At 67.8% G+C, this 17,287-nt stretch carries 14 protein-coding genes; 6 read left to right on the forward strand and 8 right to left on the reverse strand.

The annotated features are described in order from the left end of the window. Positions 1 to 473: 473 nt before the first annotated feature. A complete protein-coding gene (locus ACREYQ_RS02190) occupies positions 474 to 1,685 on the forward strand; it encodes a pyridoxal phosphate-dependent aminotransferase (RefSeq protein ID WP_432259168.1) in 1,212 nt (403 codons plus the stop codon). Here the strand turns inward: ACREYQ_RS02190 and ACREYQ_RS02195 are convergent. Genes ACREYQ_RS02195 through ACREYQ_RS02215 form a run of 5 tightly spaced genes read right to left on the reverse strand, consistent with a single transcriptional unit; the run spans position 1,672 to position 6,959 of the window. Next, positions 1,672 to 3,165: an efflux transporter outer membrane subunit gene (locus ACREYQ_RS02195; RefSeq protein WP_432259169.1), complete on the reverse strand. Its 1,494-nt coding sequence runs from the start codon at positions 3,163 to 3,165 to the stop codon at positions 1,672 to 1,674. The genes ACREYQ_RS02190 and ACREYQ_RS02195 overlap by 14 nt on opposite strands. An 11-nt stretch (positions 3,166 to 3,176) precedes the next feature. Then, positions 3,177 to 4,322, reverse strand: coding sequence for an ABC transporter permease (locus tag ACREYQ_RS02200; RefSeq protein ID WP_432259170.1), 1,146 nt, complete (start codon positions 4,320 to 4,322; stop codon positions 3,177 to 3,179). Next, complete coding sequence (locus tag ACREYQ_RS02205) at positions 4,319 to 5,287, reverse strand: ABC transporter ATP-binding protein (protein ID WP_432259171.1); 969 nt, start codon at positions 5,285 to 5,287, stop codon at positions 4,319 to 4,321. Before ACREYQ_RS02205 ends, ACREYQ_RS02200 begins: the two co-directional genes overlap by 4 nt. Continuing rightward, positions 5,284 to 6,249, reverse strand: coding sequence for an HlyD family secretion protein (locus tag ACREYQ_RS02210; protein WP_432259172.1), 966 nt, complete (start codon positions 6,247 to 6,249; stop codon positions 5,284 to 5,286). Before ACREYQ_RS02210 ends, ACREYQ_RS02205 begins: the two co-directional genes overlap by 4 nt. After that, positions 6,246 to 6,959 carry a TetR/AcrR family transcriptional regulator gene (locus ACREYQ_RS02215; protein ID WP_432259173.1) on the reverse strand — a complete coding sequence of 238 codons (714 nt, stop codon included), beginning with the start codon at positions 6,957 to 6,959 and terminating at the stop codon, positions 6,246 to 6,248. Before ACREYQ_RS02215 ends, ACREYQ_RS02210 begins: the two co-directional genes overlap by 4 nt. Positions 6,960 to 7,151: 192 nt before the next feature. On the opposite strand from ACREYQ_RS02215, the gene ACREYQ_RS02220 reads away from it, so the two are divergent. Beyond that, positions 7,152 to 8,528, forward strand: coding sequence for a carbohydrate porin (locus tag ACREYQ_RS02220; protein ID WP_432259174.1), 1,377 nt, complete (start codon positions 7,152 to 7,154; stop codon positions 8,526 to 8,528). Between the two features lie 109 nt (positions 8,529 to 8,637). Here the strand turns inward: ACREYQ_RS02220 and queF are convergent, their stop codons facing one another. Next, the gene (gene queF / locus ACREYQ_RS02225; RefSeq protein WP_432259175.1) at positions 8,638 to 9,471 is read right to left on the reverse strand and encodes an NADPH-dependent 7-cyano-7-deazaguanine reductase QueF; all 834 of its coding nucleotides are present in this window, start codon (positions 9,469 to 9,471) and stop codon (positions 8,638 to 8,640) included. Positions 9,472 to 9,490: 19 nt separating this feature from the next. Next, the gene (gene ilvA / locus ACREYQ_RS02230; RefSeq protein WP_432259176.1) at positions 9,491 to 11,029 is read right to left on the reverse strand and encodes a threonine ammonia-lyase, biosynthetic; all 1,539 of its coding nucleotides are present in this window, start codon (positions 11,027 to 11,029) and stop codon (positions 9,491 to 9,493) included. A 335-nt stretch (positions 11,030 to 11,364) separates the two neighbouring features. On the opposite strand from ilvA, the gene otsB reads away from it, so the two are divergent. Genes otsB through ACREYQ_RS02250 form a run of 4 tightly spaced genes read left to right on the forward strand, consistent with a single transcriptional unit; the run spans position 11,365 to position 15,829 of the window. Then, positions 11,365 to 12,132, forward strand: coding sequence for a trehalose-phosphatase (otsB, locus tag ACREYQ_RS02235; protein WP_432259177.1), 768 nt, complete (start codon positions 11,365 to 11,367; stop codon positions 12,130 to 12,132). Between the two features lie 12 nt (positions 12,133 to 12,144). Beyond that, positions 12,145 to 14,010 carry a glycoside hydrolase family 15 protein gene (locus ACREYQ_RS02240; protein ID WP_432259178.1) on the forward strand — a complete coding sequence of 622 codons (1,866 nt, stop codon included), beginning with the start codon at positions 12,145 to 12,147 and terminating at the stop codon, positions 14,008 to 14,010. A 48-nt stretch (positions 14,011 to 14,058) separates the two neighbouring features. Next, positions 14,059 to 15,450 carry an alpha,alpha-trehalose-phosphate synthase (UDP-forming) gene (gene otsA / locus ACREYQ_RS02245; RefSeq protein WP_432259179.1) on the forward strand — a complete coding sequence of 464 codons (1,392 nt, stop codon included), beginning with the start codon at positions 14,059 to 14,061 and terminating at the stop codon, positions 15,448 to 15,450. 34 nt (positions 15,451 to 15,484) lie between these two features. Next, the gene (locus tag ACREYQ_RS02250) at positions 15,485 to 15,829 is read left to right on the forward strand and encodes a 4a-hydroxytetrahydrobiopterin dehydratase (protein ID WP_432259180.1); all 345 of its coding nucleotides are present in this window, start codon (positions 15,485 to 15,487) and stop codon (positions 15,827 to 15,829) included. A gap of 852 nt (positions 15,830 to 16,681) precedes the next feature. Here ACREYQ_RS02250 and ACREYQ_RS02255 read toward each other — a convergent pair. Next, positions 16,682 to 17,287: a nucleotidyltransferase family protein gene (locus ACREYQ_RS02255; protein WP_432259181.1), complete on the reverse strand. Its 606-nt coding sequence runs from the start codon at positions 17,285 to 17,287 to the stop codon at positions 16,682 to 16,684.

The following is a 17,287-nucleotide window of genomic DNA, read 5'->3' on the forward strand; positions in this document are numbered from 1 at the left end:
AAAGGGCGGGCGGCTGGCGGTATGCCGCCGCCGCTGCCACAATGCGACTTTGCGGCCCTGCCGTCCTTATCGCCACCCCGGATTGCAGTCGGATGCGGCGACTGTACCTTCCCGTGACCCTTCGACTTCTCATCTCACTCGTGCTGTTGTGGGACGCCGCCTCGGCAACAGGAGCGACCGTCAGCCATCACACTGGCAGAGCCTCCAGCCAGGATCAGGTTCCGGCTTCCGCCGCGCAGGCTGCAAGACCAGACCGCTCGGAGCAGTACGCCTTACGTCCGAGCTACGACGGGCAGGGAGCAACCAGTTTTGGCCTGAGGCTCAGGCCGGGTGGTGCTACGCGCGAGGACGCAGGCGGCGCGTATGACAGGCTCGGCCGTCCTGGCTTGCCTGCGCCGGGCAGATAGCCCCGACGCGGTGCACACGTCGGCTTTCCGGTACCCTTGCCTTCACCCCCAAGCCGAGAAGCCCCCATGCCCGCCAGCCCGAGCCCCCATCCGTCCAACCTGACACGGCCCCAGGCCCGCGACACCGTCCGCCACCTGCGCGCCTCGCGCATCCGCGAAGTCGCCAATGCCGGCATCGGCCTGCCCGATGTGCTCCCGTTCTGGTTCGGCGAATCCGACCAGGCCACGCCGGACTTTATCCGCGATGCGGCGGCGCAGGCGCTGGCAAACGGGGCAACGTTCTATACCCACAATCTTGGCATTGCCCCGCTGCGCAGCGCGCTGGCGGACTATGCAGGCGCCTTGCACGGCGCCACGCGCATGGAAAATGTCGCGGTTACCAGCGCCGGCGTGAATGGCCTGATGCTTGCGGCGCAGCTTGTGACCGGTCCGGGCGACCGCGTTGTGGCGGTGACGCCGTTGTGGCCGAATCTGGTCGAGATTCCAAAGATCCTCGGTGCGGCGGTGGAAACCGTATCGCTGGATTACGGCCCGCACGGCTGGACGCTCGATGTCGGCAAGCTGCTGGCGGCGCTTACACCCGGCACGCGCGCGCTGATGGTCAACTCGCCCAACAACCCGACCGGCTGGGTGATGCCGCGCGCCGCGCAGCAGGCCGTGCTGGATCATTGCCGCCGCCACGGCATCTGGATCATTGCCGACGAGGTCTACGAACGCCTCTATTACGGCGATGAAGCGGGCGGTGGCGAGCGCCGCACCGCGCCGTCCTTTCTCGATATTGCTTCGCGCGACGAGCGCGTCATCCACGTCAACTCTTTCTCCAAGGCCTGGCTGATGACGGGCTGGCGGCTTGGGTGGATGGTGTTGCCGGCGTCGATGACAGACGATCTCGGCAAGCTGATCGAGTACAACACCTCGTGCGCGCCGTCGTTCGTGCAGGAAGCGGGCGTGGTGGCGGTGCGCGAGGGTGAGCCGTTCACGCGCGCGCTGGTGCAGCGGCTGCGCGCGGCACGTGATCACCTCGTTGGCGCGTTGTCCGCGCTGCCCGGTGTCGACGCGCATGCACCGGAAGGGGCTATGTACGTGTTCTTCCGCCTGCCGGGCGCGGGCGACAGCCTCGCGCTGTGCAAGCAGCTGGTGCGCGAAGCGCGGCTCGGGCTGGCGCCCGGCAGCGCGTTCGGTGCCGAGGGAGAGGGCTTCGTGCGCTGGTGCTATGCCTGCGATCCGGCGCGGCTGGATGAGGGGGTGCGGCGCCTGCGCGAGTTCATTGGCCGCTGACCTGCTGGTCTTCCTGCCACCACCCCCCACCGAGCGCCTGCAACAGCGCGGCTGAATCCGCCAGCCGGTTCGCGGTTGCCTGCGAGAGATCCAGCGAGGCCTGCCGCGATTGCCGCTCTGCATCGAGCACCGTCAGCTGGCTGACGCCGCCCAGCCGGTACTGCTCTGACGCGATAGCCAGCGTCGCCCGCGCCTGGCGCGCATTGTCGGCGCGGGCGCGCAGCGTGGCGGCGTCGGCTTCCAGTGCGCGCAGGGCGTCGGCAACGTTGTGCAGGCCCTGCAGGACGGCCTGCTGGTAGGCCGCCAGCGATTGCTCGTAGGCGGCTTCGGCCGCGCGCTTGCGCGCCAGCAGTTCGCCGCCATGGAACACCGGTTGCACCAGTCCTGCTGCAAGGCTCCAGACGTTGAGCCTGTTGAACAGGTCGCGCGCCGCGGTGGCCTGCGTGCCGCCGCTGGCGCTCAGCGTGATCTGCGGATACAGGTTGGCGGTGGCCACGCCGATATTGGCCGATGCCTGGTGCAGCAGCGCCTCGGCCGCGCGGATGTCGGGGCGGCGCCGTGCGAGCGTGGATGGCAGGCTGACCGGCAATGTGCCGGGCAGCTGCAGGTCTTCCAGGCGGAACTCGGGCAGCGCGGCAGCGGCGGGAGACTTCCCGACGTAGACGGCAAGCTGGTGCCGCGTGGCTTCGATCTGCTGTTGCAGCCCCGGGACCAGCGCCTGTGTCTGCGCCAGCTCGGAGCGCTGGCGCTGCACGTCGACCTGCGCCACGCCCCCGGCGCGCAGGCGTTCTTCGGCAATGCCGAGCTGCCGCCGCTGCGATTCGGCGATGGCCACCGTATCGGCCAGCTGGGCGCGCAATCTCGCTTCGCGGATCGCCGCAGTGGCTACGTTGGCGGCCAGCGAGAGGCGGGCGGCTTCGAATTCATAGCGCTGGTAGTCGACTGCAGCCTGCAGCCCTTCCAGCTCGCGCCGCTGGCCGCCGAACAGGTCCAGCACGTATGAGATCTGCACGGTGGCGCCATACAGCGTGAACGGGCCGGGGCTGGGAATGGCATTGATGCCGAGCGACTGGAAATCGACCTGCTGGCGCGTGGTGTTAAGTTTGGCGTCCACCGTCGGCCAGTGCGTGGCGCCGGTGCGCGCGGAGAGGTTCTCCTGGGCCTCGCGCAGCCTGGCGCGCGCCTGCGCGAGCGTGGGGCTGTCGGCCAGGGCGGCGCGGATGGTCTGGTCGAGCGCGGGGCTGCGGAACAGCGTCCACCACTGCGCGGGCACGTCGGCGCCGCTGGCCAGCACCTGCGCCTGTCCGTGCGGCAGGTCGCCCGGCATCTCGCTGGCCACTGTCGTTTGCGGTTGCGGGCCGGCCACATAGCCTGCATCGGCAGGCGCCTGCGGCGAGCGGAAGTCGGGGCCAACTGCACAGCCGGCCAGCAGCGCGGCAAACGCCGCTGCGGTTATCGTGGGGGAGCGGAACGGATCCATCGCAGGCTCCTTCAATCCAGCGTGCGGCGGTAGAAGCGCACCGCGATGGCCATCACCACCACGATGAACAGCGCCATCGGCCACACATTGGGCCATAGTTCGACCCAGCCGTTGCCCTTGAGCAGGATGCCGCGCACCATGCGGTGGAAATACGTCATCGGCAGGATGTTGCCGATGCCCTGCGCCCACCCCGGCATGCCGGCGAACGGGAACATGAAGCCGGACAGCAGGATATTGGGCAGGAAGTAGAAAAACGTGAGCTGCATCGCCTGCAGCTGGTTCTGCGCCAGCGACGACAGGGTGATGCCCACCGTCAGGTTGGCCGCGATGAACAGCAGCGCGGCCAGGTACACCGCCAGCACCGAGCCGACGAACGGCACGCTGAAGATCCAGCGCGCGGCCAGCAGCACGATGGTCGACTGGATCAGCCCGATAAAGATATAGGGCACGATCTTGCCGGTCATTACCTCGAGCGGCCGCACCGGCGTGGCCAGCAGGTTTTCCATGGTGCCGCGCTCGCGTTCGCGCGTCATCGCCAGGCCGGTCATCATCACCATCGTCATTGTCAGGATCACGCCCATCAGGCCGGGAATGATGTTGTACTGCGTGATGCCTTCCGGGTTGTAGAGCCGCTGCACCTGCACGTCGAAGGGCGGCTTGCCGCCGGCAAGCGGCGCCAACGGTCCCTTCAGGTCATGCGTGGCCACGCTGTAGGGCAGCTGCGGCAGCGCGGCGATGGCCTGGCCGGTGGCCGAGGGGTCAGTGGCGTCGGCCTCGACCAGCAGGGCGGGCCGTTCGCCGCGCAGCAGCCGGCGCGTGAAGTCGGGCGGGATGGTCAGCACGAATTGCACCTCGCCCTTCATCAGCGCCTCGCGCCCGGCCTGCTCGTCCGGCAGCGTGCCGACCAGCTTGAAGTAGGTCGATTGCTCCATGCTGGCGATGAAGGAGCGCGTGAATTCGCTCTGGTCGGCAGCAATCACCGCGGTCGGCAGATGACGCGGATCGGTATTGATGGCAAAGCCGAACAGCAGCAGCTGCATGATGGGCAGCCCGACGATCATGCCGAAGGTGACGCGGTCGCGCCGCAGTTGCAGGAACTCCTTGAGCACGATGCTCCACCAGCGCTGCAGCGAGAAGTGCTGTCGCGCGGCCGTCATGACGCCTCCCTGGCCTTGCGGGCCGCCATGTTGTCTTCGGCCCCGCTCATCATGTGGATGAACACGTCTTCCAGGCTGGTCTGGGTCTGTTCGACGCGACGGCCCGGCCCGGCCAGCCGCGCGAGCGTATCGGCCAGTGCCTGCGCATCGCGCCCGGTCACATGCAGCGCGGTGCCGAAGGCCACGGTCTGCTCCACGCCCGGCGCGCCTTGCAGTTGCTCGGAGAGCGCGGCGAGGTCGTCGCCTTCCACGCTCCAGGTCGACAGGTGCTGCCTGGCCACCACTTCATCCGCGGTGCCCTGCGCCAGCAGCTTGCCGTAGGCGATATAGGCCAGCTTGTGGCAGCGCTCGGCCTCGTCCATGTAGTGCGTGCTGACCAGCACCGAGATGCCGCGCGCGGCCAGCTGGTGCAGCTGCTCCCAGAAGTCGCGCCGGGCCTTGGGGTCCACGCCGGCGGTGGGTTCGTCGAGCAGCAGCAGTTCGGGCTCGTGCAGCAGGCAGGCCGCCAGCGCCAGCCGCTGCTTCCAGCCGCCCGACAGCGCGCCGGCCAGCTGCGCCGAGCGCGTGGCCAGGCCCAGGCCTTCCAGCGCGCGGTCGACGGCCTCGCGCCGGTTCGGCATGCCGTAGACGCGCGCGACGAAGTCCAGGTTCTCGCGGATCGACAGGTCGTCCCAGTAAGAGAACTTCTGCGTCATATAGCCGACGCGGCGCTTGATCTCGTCGGACTCGCTCAGGATGTCGTAGCCCAGGCAGGTGCCCTGGCCGGAATCCGGCGTCAGCAGCCCGCACATCATGCGGATCGAGGTGGTCTTGCCGCTGCCGTTGGGACCCAGGAAGCCGAAGATCTCGCCGCGCGCGACCTGCATGCTGAGATCGTTGACCACGTGCTTGTCGCCGAAGTGCTTGTTCAGGCCGCGCACGTCGATGGCGAGTTCGCCAGCGCCGCCGTTCGCTCTGGTGTTCATTTCCGCGCCACCTCGACAGGCTGGCCCGGGCGAAGCTTGGGCGCATCGGCCGCGGACGGGCGCGCTTCGACCAGGAACACCAGCTTGCGGCGGGTCTCGTTGCTGTAGATCACCGGCGGCGTGTACTCGGCCTCGTTGGCGACATAGCTGATGGTGGCCGCCACCGGCGCGGCGCAGCCGTCGCAGCGTACCTGCACGGCCTGGCCGTTGCGCAGCGCGCCGACCAACGTCTCGGGCACGTAGAAGCGCACCTTGACGTTGCCCGGCGGCAGCATGCGTACCACCGGGCTGCCGGCGGGCACCCACTCGCCGAGGCGGTAGGGCGTGTCGTAGACCAGCCCCGCCTGCGTCGTGGCCACGGTCTTGCGCGACAGCTTCCACTCGGCTTGCGCCAGCGCGGCGCGCGCGGCGGCCACCTGCGCGGCCTGCGCGGCTTGCTGTGCATCGCGGCCCGGCAGCCGCGCCACGTCGATATTGCGCTGCAGCTCGCGCACGCGCGCGGCGTCGGCGCTGGCTTGCGCGCGCGATTCGTCCAGCTGCGCCTGCGCGATGCCGCCGATCTCGAACTGGCGCTGGTCGCGCCGCAAGGCCACGGCACTGCGCTGCGCCTGGGCCTGCGCCTGCGCCAGCTGGGCGCGGCTGACCTCGACTTCGACCGGGCGCTTGCCGGTTTTCAGGTCCTGCAACTGCGCAACGGCCGCGCGCAGCTGGTCTTCAGCCTGCTGCCGCGCGGCGCGCTCGTCGTCGGATTCCAGCGCGAACAGCGCGGCGCCCTGCGTGACCTGCTGGCCGCGTTGCACCGAGAGCGTGTCGAGGCGGCCGGCGAAGGGCGAGGCCACGCTGACGAATTCGCCTTCGACATAGCCTTGCCAGGTATCGGTGCGCTCCGGGCTGCAGCCCGACAGCAGCAGCGCGGCAATGGATGCGGCCAGCAGCAGGCGCATGGGTCTTGCGTCGTTCATGGTGACTCCGGGGAATTCTTGGCCTTGCGGCCGCGCGTGGCGGGGGCTGGTGCCAGCCCCTGCGTCAGCAGTGCCGACACGTGGCGCACCAGCGCCTCGGTATCGACCGCTTCGGCGCCGGGCAGCTGGCGCCAGATATGCGTGGTGGCCAGCGGCAGCAGCGTCAGGCCGACCAGCGATGGCATCACCAGCGCGGGCTCGAGCTGCGGGTTGAGCTTGCCCGCCGCGATCGCGGCGGCCAGCGGTGCGCTCAGCGCGCCGGCGCGCTGCAGTGCAAAGCGGCCCAGCACGCGCTCGCGCAGGGTGCCGTCGTCGCTGGCGACTTCGCGGATCCACAGCCCGGGAAACCATGGCGTGGCCGCCGCGGCGCGGATCAGCCGCCCGGCGATGCCGACCAGCATTGCGATCGGCTCGGTATCGCCCGCGGCCGCGGTGAAGACCCCGCCGATCAGCGGCTGCAGCTTTTCCTCGACGACGGCGTCGAGCAGCAACTCGCGGTCGCTGAAGTAGTAGTGGACCAGCGCCGGGGTCACGCCGGCCTGGGTGGCAATGGCCTTGACCGGCGTGCCGGCTACGCCGTGGCGCGAGAACAGCCCGGTGGCCGCGTCGAGGATGCGCTCGCGCTGGCCGGGCTGGCCGGCCTCGGGGCGACCAGGGCGGCCGGGGCTGCGGCGCGGCGAAGGTCTGGGCTTGGCGGGTTGGCGCGGCATGTGACGGCACGATGCGGAACGGGTTGCTTCAATATTAATTTTTGCATTAATTAATTCAAGCCCGGTTACAACTCGGCACCTGGGGCACGCGAGCCAGGGCGACATGAGCGGTGGACATGTCATGTGGGCTTGGCTATGCTGCGGGCGCCGAAGCGCACCCTTGCCCGCACATCCTCACTCAACCCGTTTCCGATGCTGTTCTCGCCACTTTTTGCCGCGCCAAGGCGCGGCCTGTTCCGTTTCCGCCGCGCGCTGGCCGTGCTGGCCTGCGGCACATGCCTGCCCGCGCTGGCACAGCAGGCGGAGCCGGAACAGGCGGCCGCCGTGGCCGAAAGCCCGTTTGCGATCCACGGCCAGAGCACGTACATCTGGCAGCGTAAGCCGGCCTTTAACGCCGCCTATTCCGGCCCCAACAGCCTGGGTGCTGAACGTGCCAAGAGCTATTCGTTCAGCACGACGCTGGACCTGGGTGTGAAGCTCTGGCGCGGCGCCGAATTCCATTTCAACCCGGAAGTCACACAGGGCGTGCCGTTCTCCGGGCTGCACGGCATGGGCGGGCTGACCAATGGCGAACTGGCCAAGGTGTCCAGCACCAACCCGGTGTTCTACCGGGCGCGCGCTTTCCTGCGGCAAAACTGGAACATGGGCGGCGGCAGCGAGACGCTGGAAGAAGACTTCAACCAATTCGCGCGCACGGTCGACCGGCAGCGCGTAGTGCTGACCGCGGGCAATTTCAGCGTGCTGGATGTGTTCGACCAGAACGAGTTCGGCTCGGACCCACGCACGCAGTTCATGAACTGGTCGTTCATGACGCATGGCGCGTTCGACTATCCGGCCGATGCGCGCGGCTATAACTGGGGCTTGTCGCTGGAGTACATCGGCGACGGCTGGTCGGCGCGCATCGGGCGCTTCCTGCAGCCGCTGGAGTCCAACGGGCTGGAGCTCGACACCCGCATGTTCGAGCACTACGGCGACATCATCGAGGTGGAAAAGCGCTACCAGCTGGCCGGCCGGCCCGGCACCGCGCGCCTGCTGTGGTTCCGCAACAAGGCGCGCATGGGCGTGTTCAGCGATGCCATCGGCTTCGGCATCGCCAACAACACCGCGCCGGATGTGGCCGACGTGCGGCGCGAGCACGTCAAGAGCGGCGTGGGCGTGACGCTGCTGCAGCAGGTCACGGATTCACTGGGGATGTTCGCGCGTGCGAACCTGTCCGACGACAAGACCGAGACCTACGCCTTTACCGAGATCGGCCGGCAGGTGTCGGTGGGCGGCGTGCTCAAGGGCGATGCGTGGGGCCGGGCGCGCGATGCGCTGGGCGTGGCGGTGGCGGTCAATATGCTGGGGCCCAACCACCGCAACTACCTGGCTGCGGGCGGGCAGGGCGCATTCCTGGGTGACGGCGCGCTGCGCTATGGGCCCGAGCAGGTGCTGGAGATCTACTACAGCTTCCAGCCGGTGAAGTACCTGAGCATCAGCCCGGACTTCCAGTATGTGCGCAACCCCGGCTACAACCGCGACCGCGGGCCGGCGAAGTTCTACGGGGTGCGGTTTCACGGGGAGTTTTGAGTCCGGAGGACCGGGCATCGGTATCAGGCGATACCAACTGAATTCCCCCATGACGGCTCCCTCTCCCGCAGGCGGGAGAGGGGAGCAAACCGGCAGCCGTTTGAAACCCTTACTGTCGCGCGTTGCGCTTGTTATCCGGCCAAGCCGTATTGAAGTTGGTCCGGAACGGATTGATATCCAACCCACCCCTACGCGTATAGCGCGCATACACCGCCAGCTTGACCGGCTTGCACTGGCGCATCACGTCCATGAAGATCCGCTCCACGCACTGCTCATGGAACTCGTTGTGGTTGCGGAACGAGATCAGGTACTTGAGCAGCCCTTCCTGGTTGATCGGCGCGCCCACGTAGCGGATCTGCACGCTGCCCCAGTCCGGCTGGCCGGTGACCAGGCAGTTGGACTTGAGCAGGTGCGACACCAGCGTTTCTTCCACCGGGGTTTCTTCCTGATCGGCGCTGAGCAGCTCCGGCGCCGGCTCATAGCGGTCCACCTCGATATCGAGCCGGTCCAGCAGCAGGCCGTCGAGCTCGCCCATCTTCTGCGTGCCCAGGTCCGCTTCGGTCACCAGCCGCACCTGCACGGTGCCGCCGGTGGCTTCGGACAGGTCGTGGTGCAGCAGCTGCTGCAGCGCCTCGGGCGAAGCAATCCTGGTCTGGTTGAACGAGTTCAGGTACAGCTTGAACGACTTGGACTCGATGATGTTGGGCGTGTCCGACGGGATGATGAAGCTGGCCAGCGCCACCTGCGGCTTGCCCTTCAGGTTCAGCCACGACAGCTCGTACGCATTCCAGATATCGACGCCGAAAAACGGCACCGGCTTGCCTGCGGGCAGGCCGATCTCGGTGCGCTTGGGCTGGCGCGGGATCGGGAACAGCAGCGAGGCGTCGTATTCGGTCTTGTAGGCCGAGGGCTTGCCCAGCGGCGAGTGTTCAGGGAGGCTCATGTGGCGCTCAGCAGATGTTTCAGGACAGGAACAGCTTGTACACCGGGTTCTCGGTCTCGTCCCAGTGTACGTAACCCAGCGTCGAAAGGAAGGCGCGGAAGGCGCGCTTCTCGTTCTTCGGCACCTGGATGCCGACCAGGATGTTGGACGTGTCCGCGCCCTGGTTGCGATAGTGGAACAGGCTGATGTTCCAGTTCGGGCTCATGCTGGACAGGAATTTCATCAGCGCGCCCGGGCGCTCCGGGAACTCGAAGCGGTACAGCAGTTCGTCATGCGCCAGCGCCGAGCGTCCGCCCACCATGTAGCGGATATGCTGCTTGGCCAGTTCGTCGTTGGACAGGTCCAGCGTGTCGAAGCCGTGCTTGCGGAAGCTGGCGGCGATCTTGTCGTTCTCGGCGCGGCTGGCGATCTGCACGCCAACGAAGATATGCGCCATGCTGGTGTCGGCGATGCGGTAGTTGAACTCGGTCACGCTGCGCGTGCCCACCAGCTCGCAGAAGCGCCTGAAGCTGCCGCGCTCTTCCGGGATGGTGACGGCGAACACGCCTTCGCGCGCCTCGCCCACCTCGGCGCGCTCGGCGACAAAGCGCAGGCGGTCGAAGTTCATGTTGGCGCCGCAGGCGATCGCCACCAGGTGCTGGCCCTTGAGCTTCTCGCGCTCGGCATAGGCCTTCAGGCCCGCCACGGCCAGTGCGCCGGCTGGCTCCAGGATGCTGCGCGTGTCCTGGAACACGTCCTTCAGGCCCGCGCAGATGGCGTCGGTGTCCACCAGGATGATGTCGTCGACCAGCTCGCGCGTGATGCGGAAGGTCTCCTTGCCGACCAGCTTGACCGCGGTGCCGTCCGAGAACAGCCCCACTTCCTTCAGCTCGACGCGCTTGCCGGCGTCGACCGAGCGCTTCATCGCGTCCGAGTCGACCGTCTGCACGCCGATCACCTTGATCTCGGGGCGCACCGCCTTGATGTACGAGGCGATGCCCGAGATCAGCCCGCCCCCGCCGATGGCGACGAACACGGCATGGATCGGGCCCGGGTGCTGGCGCAGGATCTCCATGGCGATGGTGCCCTGGCCGGCGATCACCTCGGGATCGTCGAACGGGTGGATAAAGGTCAGCTTGTGCTTCTTCTCCAGTTCCGCGGCGTGGTTGTAGGCGTCGCTGTAGGACTCGCCGTGCAGCACGATCTCGACCCACTGGCCGCCGCGCTCGCGCACGGCGTCGATCTTCACCTGCGGCGTGGTCACCGGCATGGCAATGATGGCCTTGCACTGCAGGCGCGCCGCGGACAGCGCCACGCCCTGCGCGTGGTTGCCGGCCGACGCGGCGATCACGCCGCGCCTGAGTTCCTCCGGCGCCAGCGAGGCCATCTTGTTGTAGGCGCCGCGCAGCTTGAACGAGAAGACCGGCTGAGTGTCCTCGCGCTTGAACCAGACCGCATTGCCGGTGCGCGCCGACAACTGATGCGCGTAGGTCAGTTCGGTCTCCTGCGCCACGTCATAGACCTTGGCGGTCAGGATCTTCTTCAGGTAATCAGGTTTGGCGGCGGGCTGGCGGGTCATGGTCTTGGGGCTGGCCGGTGGGGCGCCGGATGGGGCGCCGGATAGGGCGCCGGATAGGGCGCCGCAAAAAAGCCGGAAATTCTGGCGGAAACCGTCAATGATAAAGGATGGCGGCCTGGCGCACAGGCCGGGGCGACGTGCCCGCCGCCTCGCGCCTGGGTCCCCCCTGAGGTTGGACGCGCCATTTGTGTGGATGACAGCTCACTCGCTGACGGCGCGCAGTTCCGCGTGGCGCGGGCCTGCCCCGGACTTGCGCCGGCCCCGGGTTGCCCTTGCGCCATGTAGGACGGCGCCCGGTGGACGCCGGTCAAAACGACGTGTTACGGTTTAACGCGATGCCACAGCTACCGCTAATCGAAACCAATACCGCCCTGTTTCTCGACTTTGACGGCACGCTGGCCGACCTGGCCCCGCGGCCCGAACTGGTGCAGGTCGAACCAGAACTGGTCGGCACGCTGCGCACGCTGTACCAGCGGCTGGACGGCGCGCTGGCCGTCATCTCCGGGCGGCCGATCCTTGAACTCGACCATTTCCTGCAGCCGCTGCGGTTGCCGGCCGCCGGCATCCACGGCGCCGAATTCCGCACCGACGGCGGCATGGTGTCCAAGACACCGGCCCCTGGCCTGGAGCCCCTGATCCCCCACCTGGAAGCGCTGGTGCGCGCCTACCCGGCGCTGCGGCTGGAGCGCAAGTCGGTCGCGGTCGCGATCCACTACCGGCAGGCGCCCGAACTGGCCGGCATTGTCGACGCGGCGGTCACTGACGTATTGCGCCATGCAGTTGGCCTGGAGGCGCTGCCGGGCAAGATGGTGGTCGAGATCAAGCCCGCCGGCGTCGACAAGGGCGATGCCATCGCGGCCTTCATGAAGGCCGCCCCCTTTGCCGCGCGCGTGCCGCTCTTTGCCGGCGACGACATGACCGACGAACCCGGTTTCGCCGCGGTGCGCAAGCTCGGCGGCCTGGGCGTGCTGGTGGGCCAGCGCGAGACCGTGGCCAGCGTCAGCGTGCCCGGGCCGGCGGCGCTGCGCAGCTGGCTGCACCGCTCGGCGCGCGCACTGGAAAGCGCCAGCGCCGGCCCGGGCCGGCGCACAACGACATCCTGAGGAGGAATCGCCGTGACCAATCCGAGCAGCCCGAGCGAGCCGGGCAAGCCGCCGACCGAAGGCGTGAACAAGACCGTGGACGGCGGCGGCCGCTTTGCCAATCCGTCGCTGTCGCTGGGCATGATCGGCAACTGTGCCATCTCGGCGCTGGTGGACTGCCGCGGGCGCATCGTCTGGTCGTGCCTGCCGCGCTTTGACGGCGACCCGGTCTTCAATGCCCTGCTGGACCCGAGCGAGAACGCGGGCCATTTCTCGATCGAGATCGAGGACTTCCAGTCGTCGCGGCAGTGGTACGAGCCGAATACAGCGGTGCTGCGCACGCGGCTGACAGACATCCACGGCAACTGCCTGGAGATCACTGACTTCGCGCCGCGCTTCTTCCGGCTGGGGCGCTATTTCCGGCCGACCGCGCTGATCCGGCGCATCCGTCCGGTGCGCGGCGCGCCGCGCGTGCGCGTGGTGGTGGCGCCGCGCTTCGAATGGGGCCGCAAGGCGCCGGAGATGACGCGCGGCAGCAGCCATGTGCGCTATATCGGCGCAGACATGACCCTGCGCATGACCACCGACGCCCCGATGGCCTACGTGCTGTCGCACACGCCGTTCCTGGTCACGCGCGGCCACAACTTCATCCTGGGTCCGGACGAGACCCTGGCGCACGGCGTGGAGGAGACCGCGCGCGACTTCGAGCAGGAAACCACCGCATACTGGCGCCTGTGGAGCCGCCGCCTGGCGGTGCCGCGCGAATGGCAGGACGCGGTGATCCGCGCCGCCATCACGCTGAAGATGTCGCTGTTCGAAGAAACCGGCGCCATCGTCGCGGCCATGACCACCAGCATTCCAGAGGCACCGGGCAGCGGCCGCAACTGGGACTACCGCTTCTGCTGGCTGCGTGACGCATTCTTCGTGGTGCGCGCGCTCAACAGCCTGTCCGAAGTGGGCACCATGGAGGACTACCTGCGCTGGCTGTCCAACGTGGTAATGCAGTCGCAGGACGGGCATATCCAGCCGCTGTATGGCATCGGCCTGGAGCGCGAGCTGCCGGAAAGCATGCTCGACCACCTGCCGGGCTACCGCGGCATGGGTCCGGTGCGCGTGGGCAACCAGGCGCAGGAGCACTTCCAGCACGATGTCTATGGCAACGTGGTGCTGGGCGCGGCCCAGGCCTTCCACGACCACCGGCTGCTGCATCGCGGCGGCCCCGCCGAATTCCGCCGGCTGGAGGAGGTGGGCGAGCAGGCGGTGAGGGTGTTCGGCACCCCAGACGCCGGCATGTGGGAGCTGCGCACGCGGGCGCGCGTGCATACGTCGTCGGCGCTGATGAGCTGGGCCGCCTGCGACCGCCTGGCCAAAGTTGCCGACAAGCTGCAGCTGCAGGCGCGCGCTGCATACTGGCATGACCATGCCGACCGCATGAAGGAACGCATCCTGGCCGAATCCTGGAGCGAAGAGCGCCAGGCTTTTGCCGAAAGCTTCGGCGGGCGCGAGCTGGATGCCAGCGTGCTGCTGATGGCCGAAGTCAGCTTCATCGATCCGCGCGACCCGCGCTTCATCGCCACCGTCAAGGCGCTGGAGACATCGCTGTGCGACGGACCCTACATGCGCCGCTACGAGGCGCCGGACGATTTCGGCAAGCCCGAGACCGCGTTCAACATCTGCACCTTCTGGCGCATCGACGCGCTCGCCCGAATCGGCCGCCGCGACGAGGCGCGCGAGATCTTCGAGGCCATGCTGGCCGCGCGCAACCCGCTCGGCCTGCTGTCCGAGGACACCCACCCCGTGACCGGCGAGATGTGGGGCAATTTCCCACAGACCTATTCGATGGTCGGGCTGATCAATGGCGCGATGCGGCTGTCGGCGCCGTGGGACACGGTGATCTGAGCCGGCCCGCACTGCGGCAGACAGAGAGAGGACTCAAGAAGAACACTTATGCCAAGACTTGTAGCGGTATCCAACCGGGTCGCCGATCCCCGCAACGTGGCGGCGGGCGGCCTCGCCGTCGCGCTTTCCGAAGCCTTGCGCCAGACCGGCGGCTTGTGGTTCGGCTGGAGCGGCAAGGCGCTGGAGACCGCCCAGGGCGGCACCCCGGGGGAAGGCGACCTGCACCTGCAGCAGGCCGGCAACGTCACGCTGGCCACCGTCGACCTGAGCCGCGAGGATCACGATGCCTATTACCTGGGCTACAGCAACGGCGTGCTGTGGCCGGTGTTCCACTACCGTCTCGACCTGGCGGATTTCGACTCCAACTTCCTGAACGGCTACCGGCGCGTGAACCAGCTGTTCGCGCGCAAGCTGGCACCGCTGCTGCAGCCCGACGACATCATCTGGATCCACGACTACCACCTGATCCCGCTGGCGTCCGAGCTGCGCGCGAGCGGCTGCGGGCAGAAGATCGGCTTCTTCCTGCACGTGCCGCTGCCGCCGCCGCTGATCCTGGCCGCCATCCCGCAGCACGAGTGGCTGATGCGGGCGCTGTTCGCCTACGACTTGCTGGGTTTCCAGAGCCATGCGGACGTCGAGCATTTTTCGCGCTACGTGCAAACGGAAGCGCCGGCCGAGCCGATGGGCGAATACCGCTACCGCGCCTTCCATCGCACGGTGCGGGCGCAGGCCTTCCCGATCGGCATCGACGTCGACGAGTTCATGGAGCTGGGCCGCGGCGCGGACGCGCAGGAGACCTACGAGATGATGTGCGCGCAGTACGCGCGCCGCCGGTTGCTGCTGGGCATCGACAGGCTAGATTATTCCAAGGGCCTGCCGCAGCGGCTCAAGGCGTTCTACCGGCTGCTGGCCGAGTATCCCGAGAACCGCTCGAGCGCGACGCTGGTGCAGATCGCCGCGCCGTCGCGCGAATCAGTGGATGCCTACGTCGACCTGCGCCGCGAGATGGAGCAGCTCAGCGGCGCCATCAATGGCGAGTTCGGTGAACTGGACTGGATGCCGGTGCGCTATATCCACCGCACCACCGCGCGCAAGCGGCTGCCGGGCCTGTGCCGCGCCAGCCGCGTGGCGCTGGTGACCCCGCTGCGCGACGGCATGAACCTGGTGGCCAAGGAGTTCATCGCCGCGCAGGATCCGGAGGACCCGGGCGTGCTGGTGCTGTCGCGCTTTGCCGGCGCCGCCGAGCAACTGCGCGAGGCGTTGCTGGTCAATCCCTACGACACGCGCGCCACCGCGCAGGCGATCCAGCAGGCGCTGCACATGCCGCTGGCGGAGCGCCAGCAGCGCCACCGGAAACTGCTGGAGCGCATCCGCGCGCAGGATGTGCACTGGTGGAGCCGCGAGTTCCTGCGCGCACTGACTGAGACCGAAGGGGCCTGAGACGCGGGTTGTCTTCCGGTCGGGGAGCAAGACCATGAGCGAAGACCTGGCAGCGCAATCATGCACGCCTTGCCGCGGCGGGGTGCCGCCGTTGACGCCGGATGAAGCCGAGGCGCTATTGCAGCAGGCGCCGGGTTGGGAGCTGGCCGATGGCGCGACGCGGCTCGAGCGGCGTTTTACCTTCGGCAACTTTGCGCAGGCACTGGCGTTTGTGAACGGCGTCGGGCAGCTGGCCGAGGCGCAGGGGCATCATCCGGAGATCAGCTTTGGGTGGGGGCATGCCACGGTGTCGTGGCGGACCAAGAAGATCAAGGGGTTGCACCGGAATGATTTCATCATGGCGGTGAAGACTAGTGAGGTGGCGGGGGGGATTGGGTGATGGGGCTTCTGTTGGTAGGCTTGCTTGGTTATGTCGGTCGGGTTTGATGTTGTCGTAGGTTGGACGGCCTGGTTCCGCCCTGCTGGGCGGGTCACTTTTTGGCCGAGCGCCAAAAAGTAACCAAAAAACGCGTCGCCTCAGGCGGCTGGCCACCCATTCCACGGTGTTGGTGGCTCGGGCGGTGGTGATTTCCGTTCGATGGGGTAGGTGGTTCAACCCTGCTACGCTCCCGGGATGTGCCTTGCGTCCAGGGACTATTGGACGAACCCGACTTTAGGCTGTTGGCAGCCTACTAATCAGGTTATCGGTAGGACGCCTACGGCTGCGCTGCGCGCACTCAGTATCGTAGGTCGGGGGCTCGGGCACGGAGTGCGTCGCTGCGCTCGCACGGCGTTGTCGGCAATGATGCCGGGCCAACAGCGCCAATCAGGACGTGGCCGCTGGTTCTGCCACGTTAGGACGTGCGCGCAGCGCAGCCGAAGGCGTCCGACCGACGCGGCATTCAGCAGGCTGCCAATAGCCTAAAGTCGGGTTCGTCCAATAGTCCGTCGACGCAGGCACAGACAGGGTGCGTAGCAGGGTCGAACCACCGACCCCATGGACCGGAAATCACCGCCGCCAGAATCACCCACACCGAGGAATGGATGGCCAGCCGCCTGAGGCGACGCGTTTTTTGGTTACTTTTTGTCGCTCGGACAAAAAGTGACCCGCCCAGCAGGGCGGAACCAGGCGGTCAAACCTACGACAACACTAAACCCGACCGACATAACCAAACCAACGACCAGGAAGCCCCCGCCGGCTACCCCGGCGAAACAGCTCACGCTAGTCAAGAACGACAACCAACCCCAGCCCTTACTTCAAATCCCCCGGCACATCGATATCCCGGAACGCCCCGTCATCTTCGGTCAAAATCCGCGTCACAGGCTTGTCCTTCAACAACGCCCGCGCCCCCTCATCCCCATCCAGCTTCAGCAATTCCTCACGCCAGGCCGCGCCGAAACCAACCGGATGCCCCCGCAGCCCGTTACGCCAGGGTGCGGCGATGGTATCCGGCGTGGTGATCGTCAATGCCACCGCCCGGACCAGTTCCATCGGCAGCCAGGGCATGTCCGCCAGTGCCACCACCCAGCCGCGTGCCTCGCGCGTGGCCGCCACGGCGGCGCGCAGGGCGGCGCCCATGCCGGCTTCGGCATCGACCGATTCCACCACGCGGCAACCGCCGCGCCGCAGCTCCTCCGCCAGGGCCGGATTGCCCGGACGAATGACGGCGATCGATTGCGGCAGCGCCGCAGCCAGCGTGCGTGCGCTGCGCCAGGCCACGGAGCGGCCGCCGGGCAGCACCTCCAGCAGCTTGTTGCGTTTGCCGGCCGCATCGAAGCGGCGGCCGAAACCCGCGGCCAGCAGGATGCCGGTGGGCAGGTCGGTGTGGAGCAAGGGGGCGTTGGGGGCGGCGGTCAT

Source organism: Cupriavidus sp. TMH.W2, assembly GCF_050847365.1.
GTDB lineage: Bacteria > Pseudomonadota > Gammaproteobacteria > Burkholderiales > Burkholderiaceae > Cupriavidus.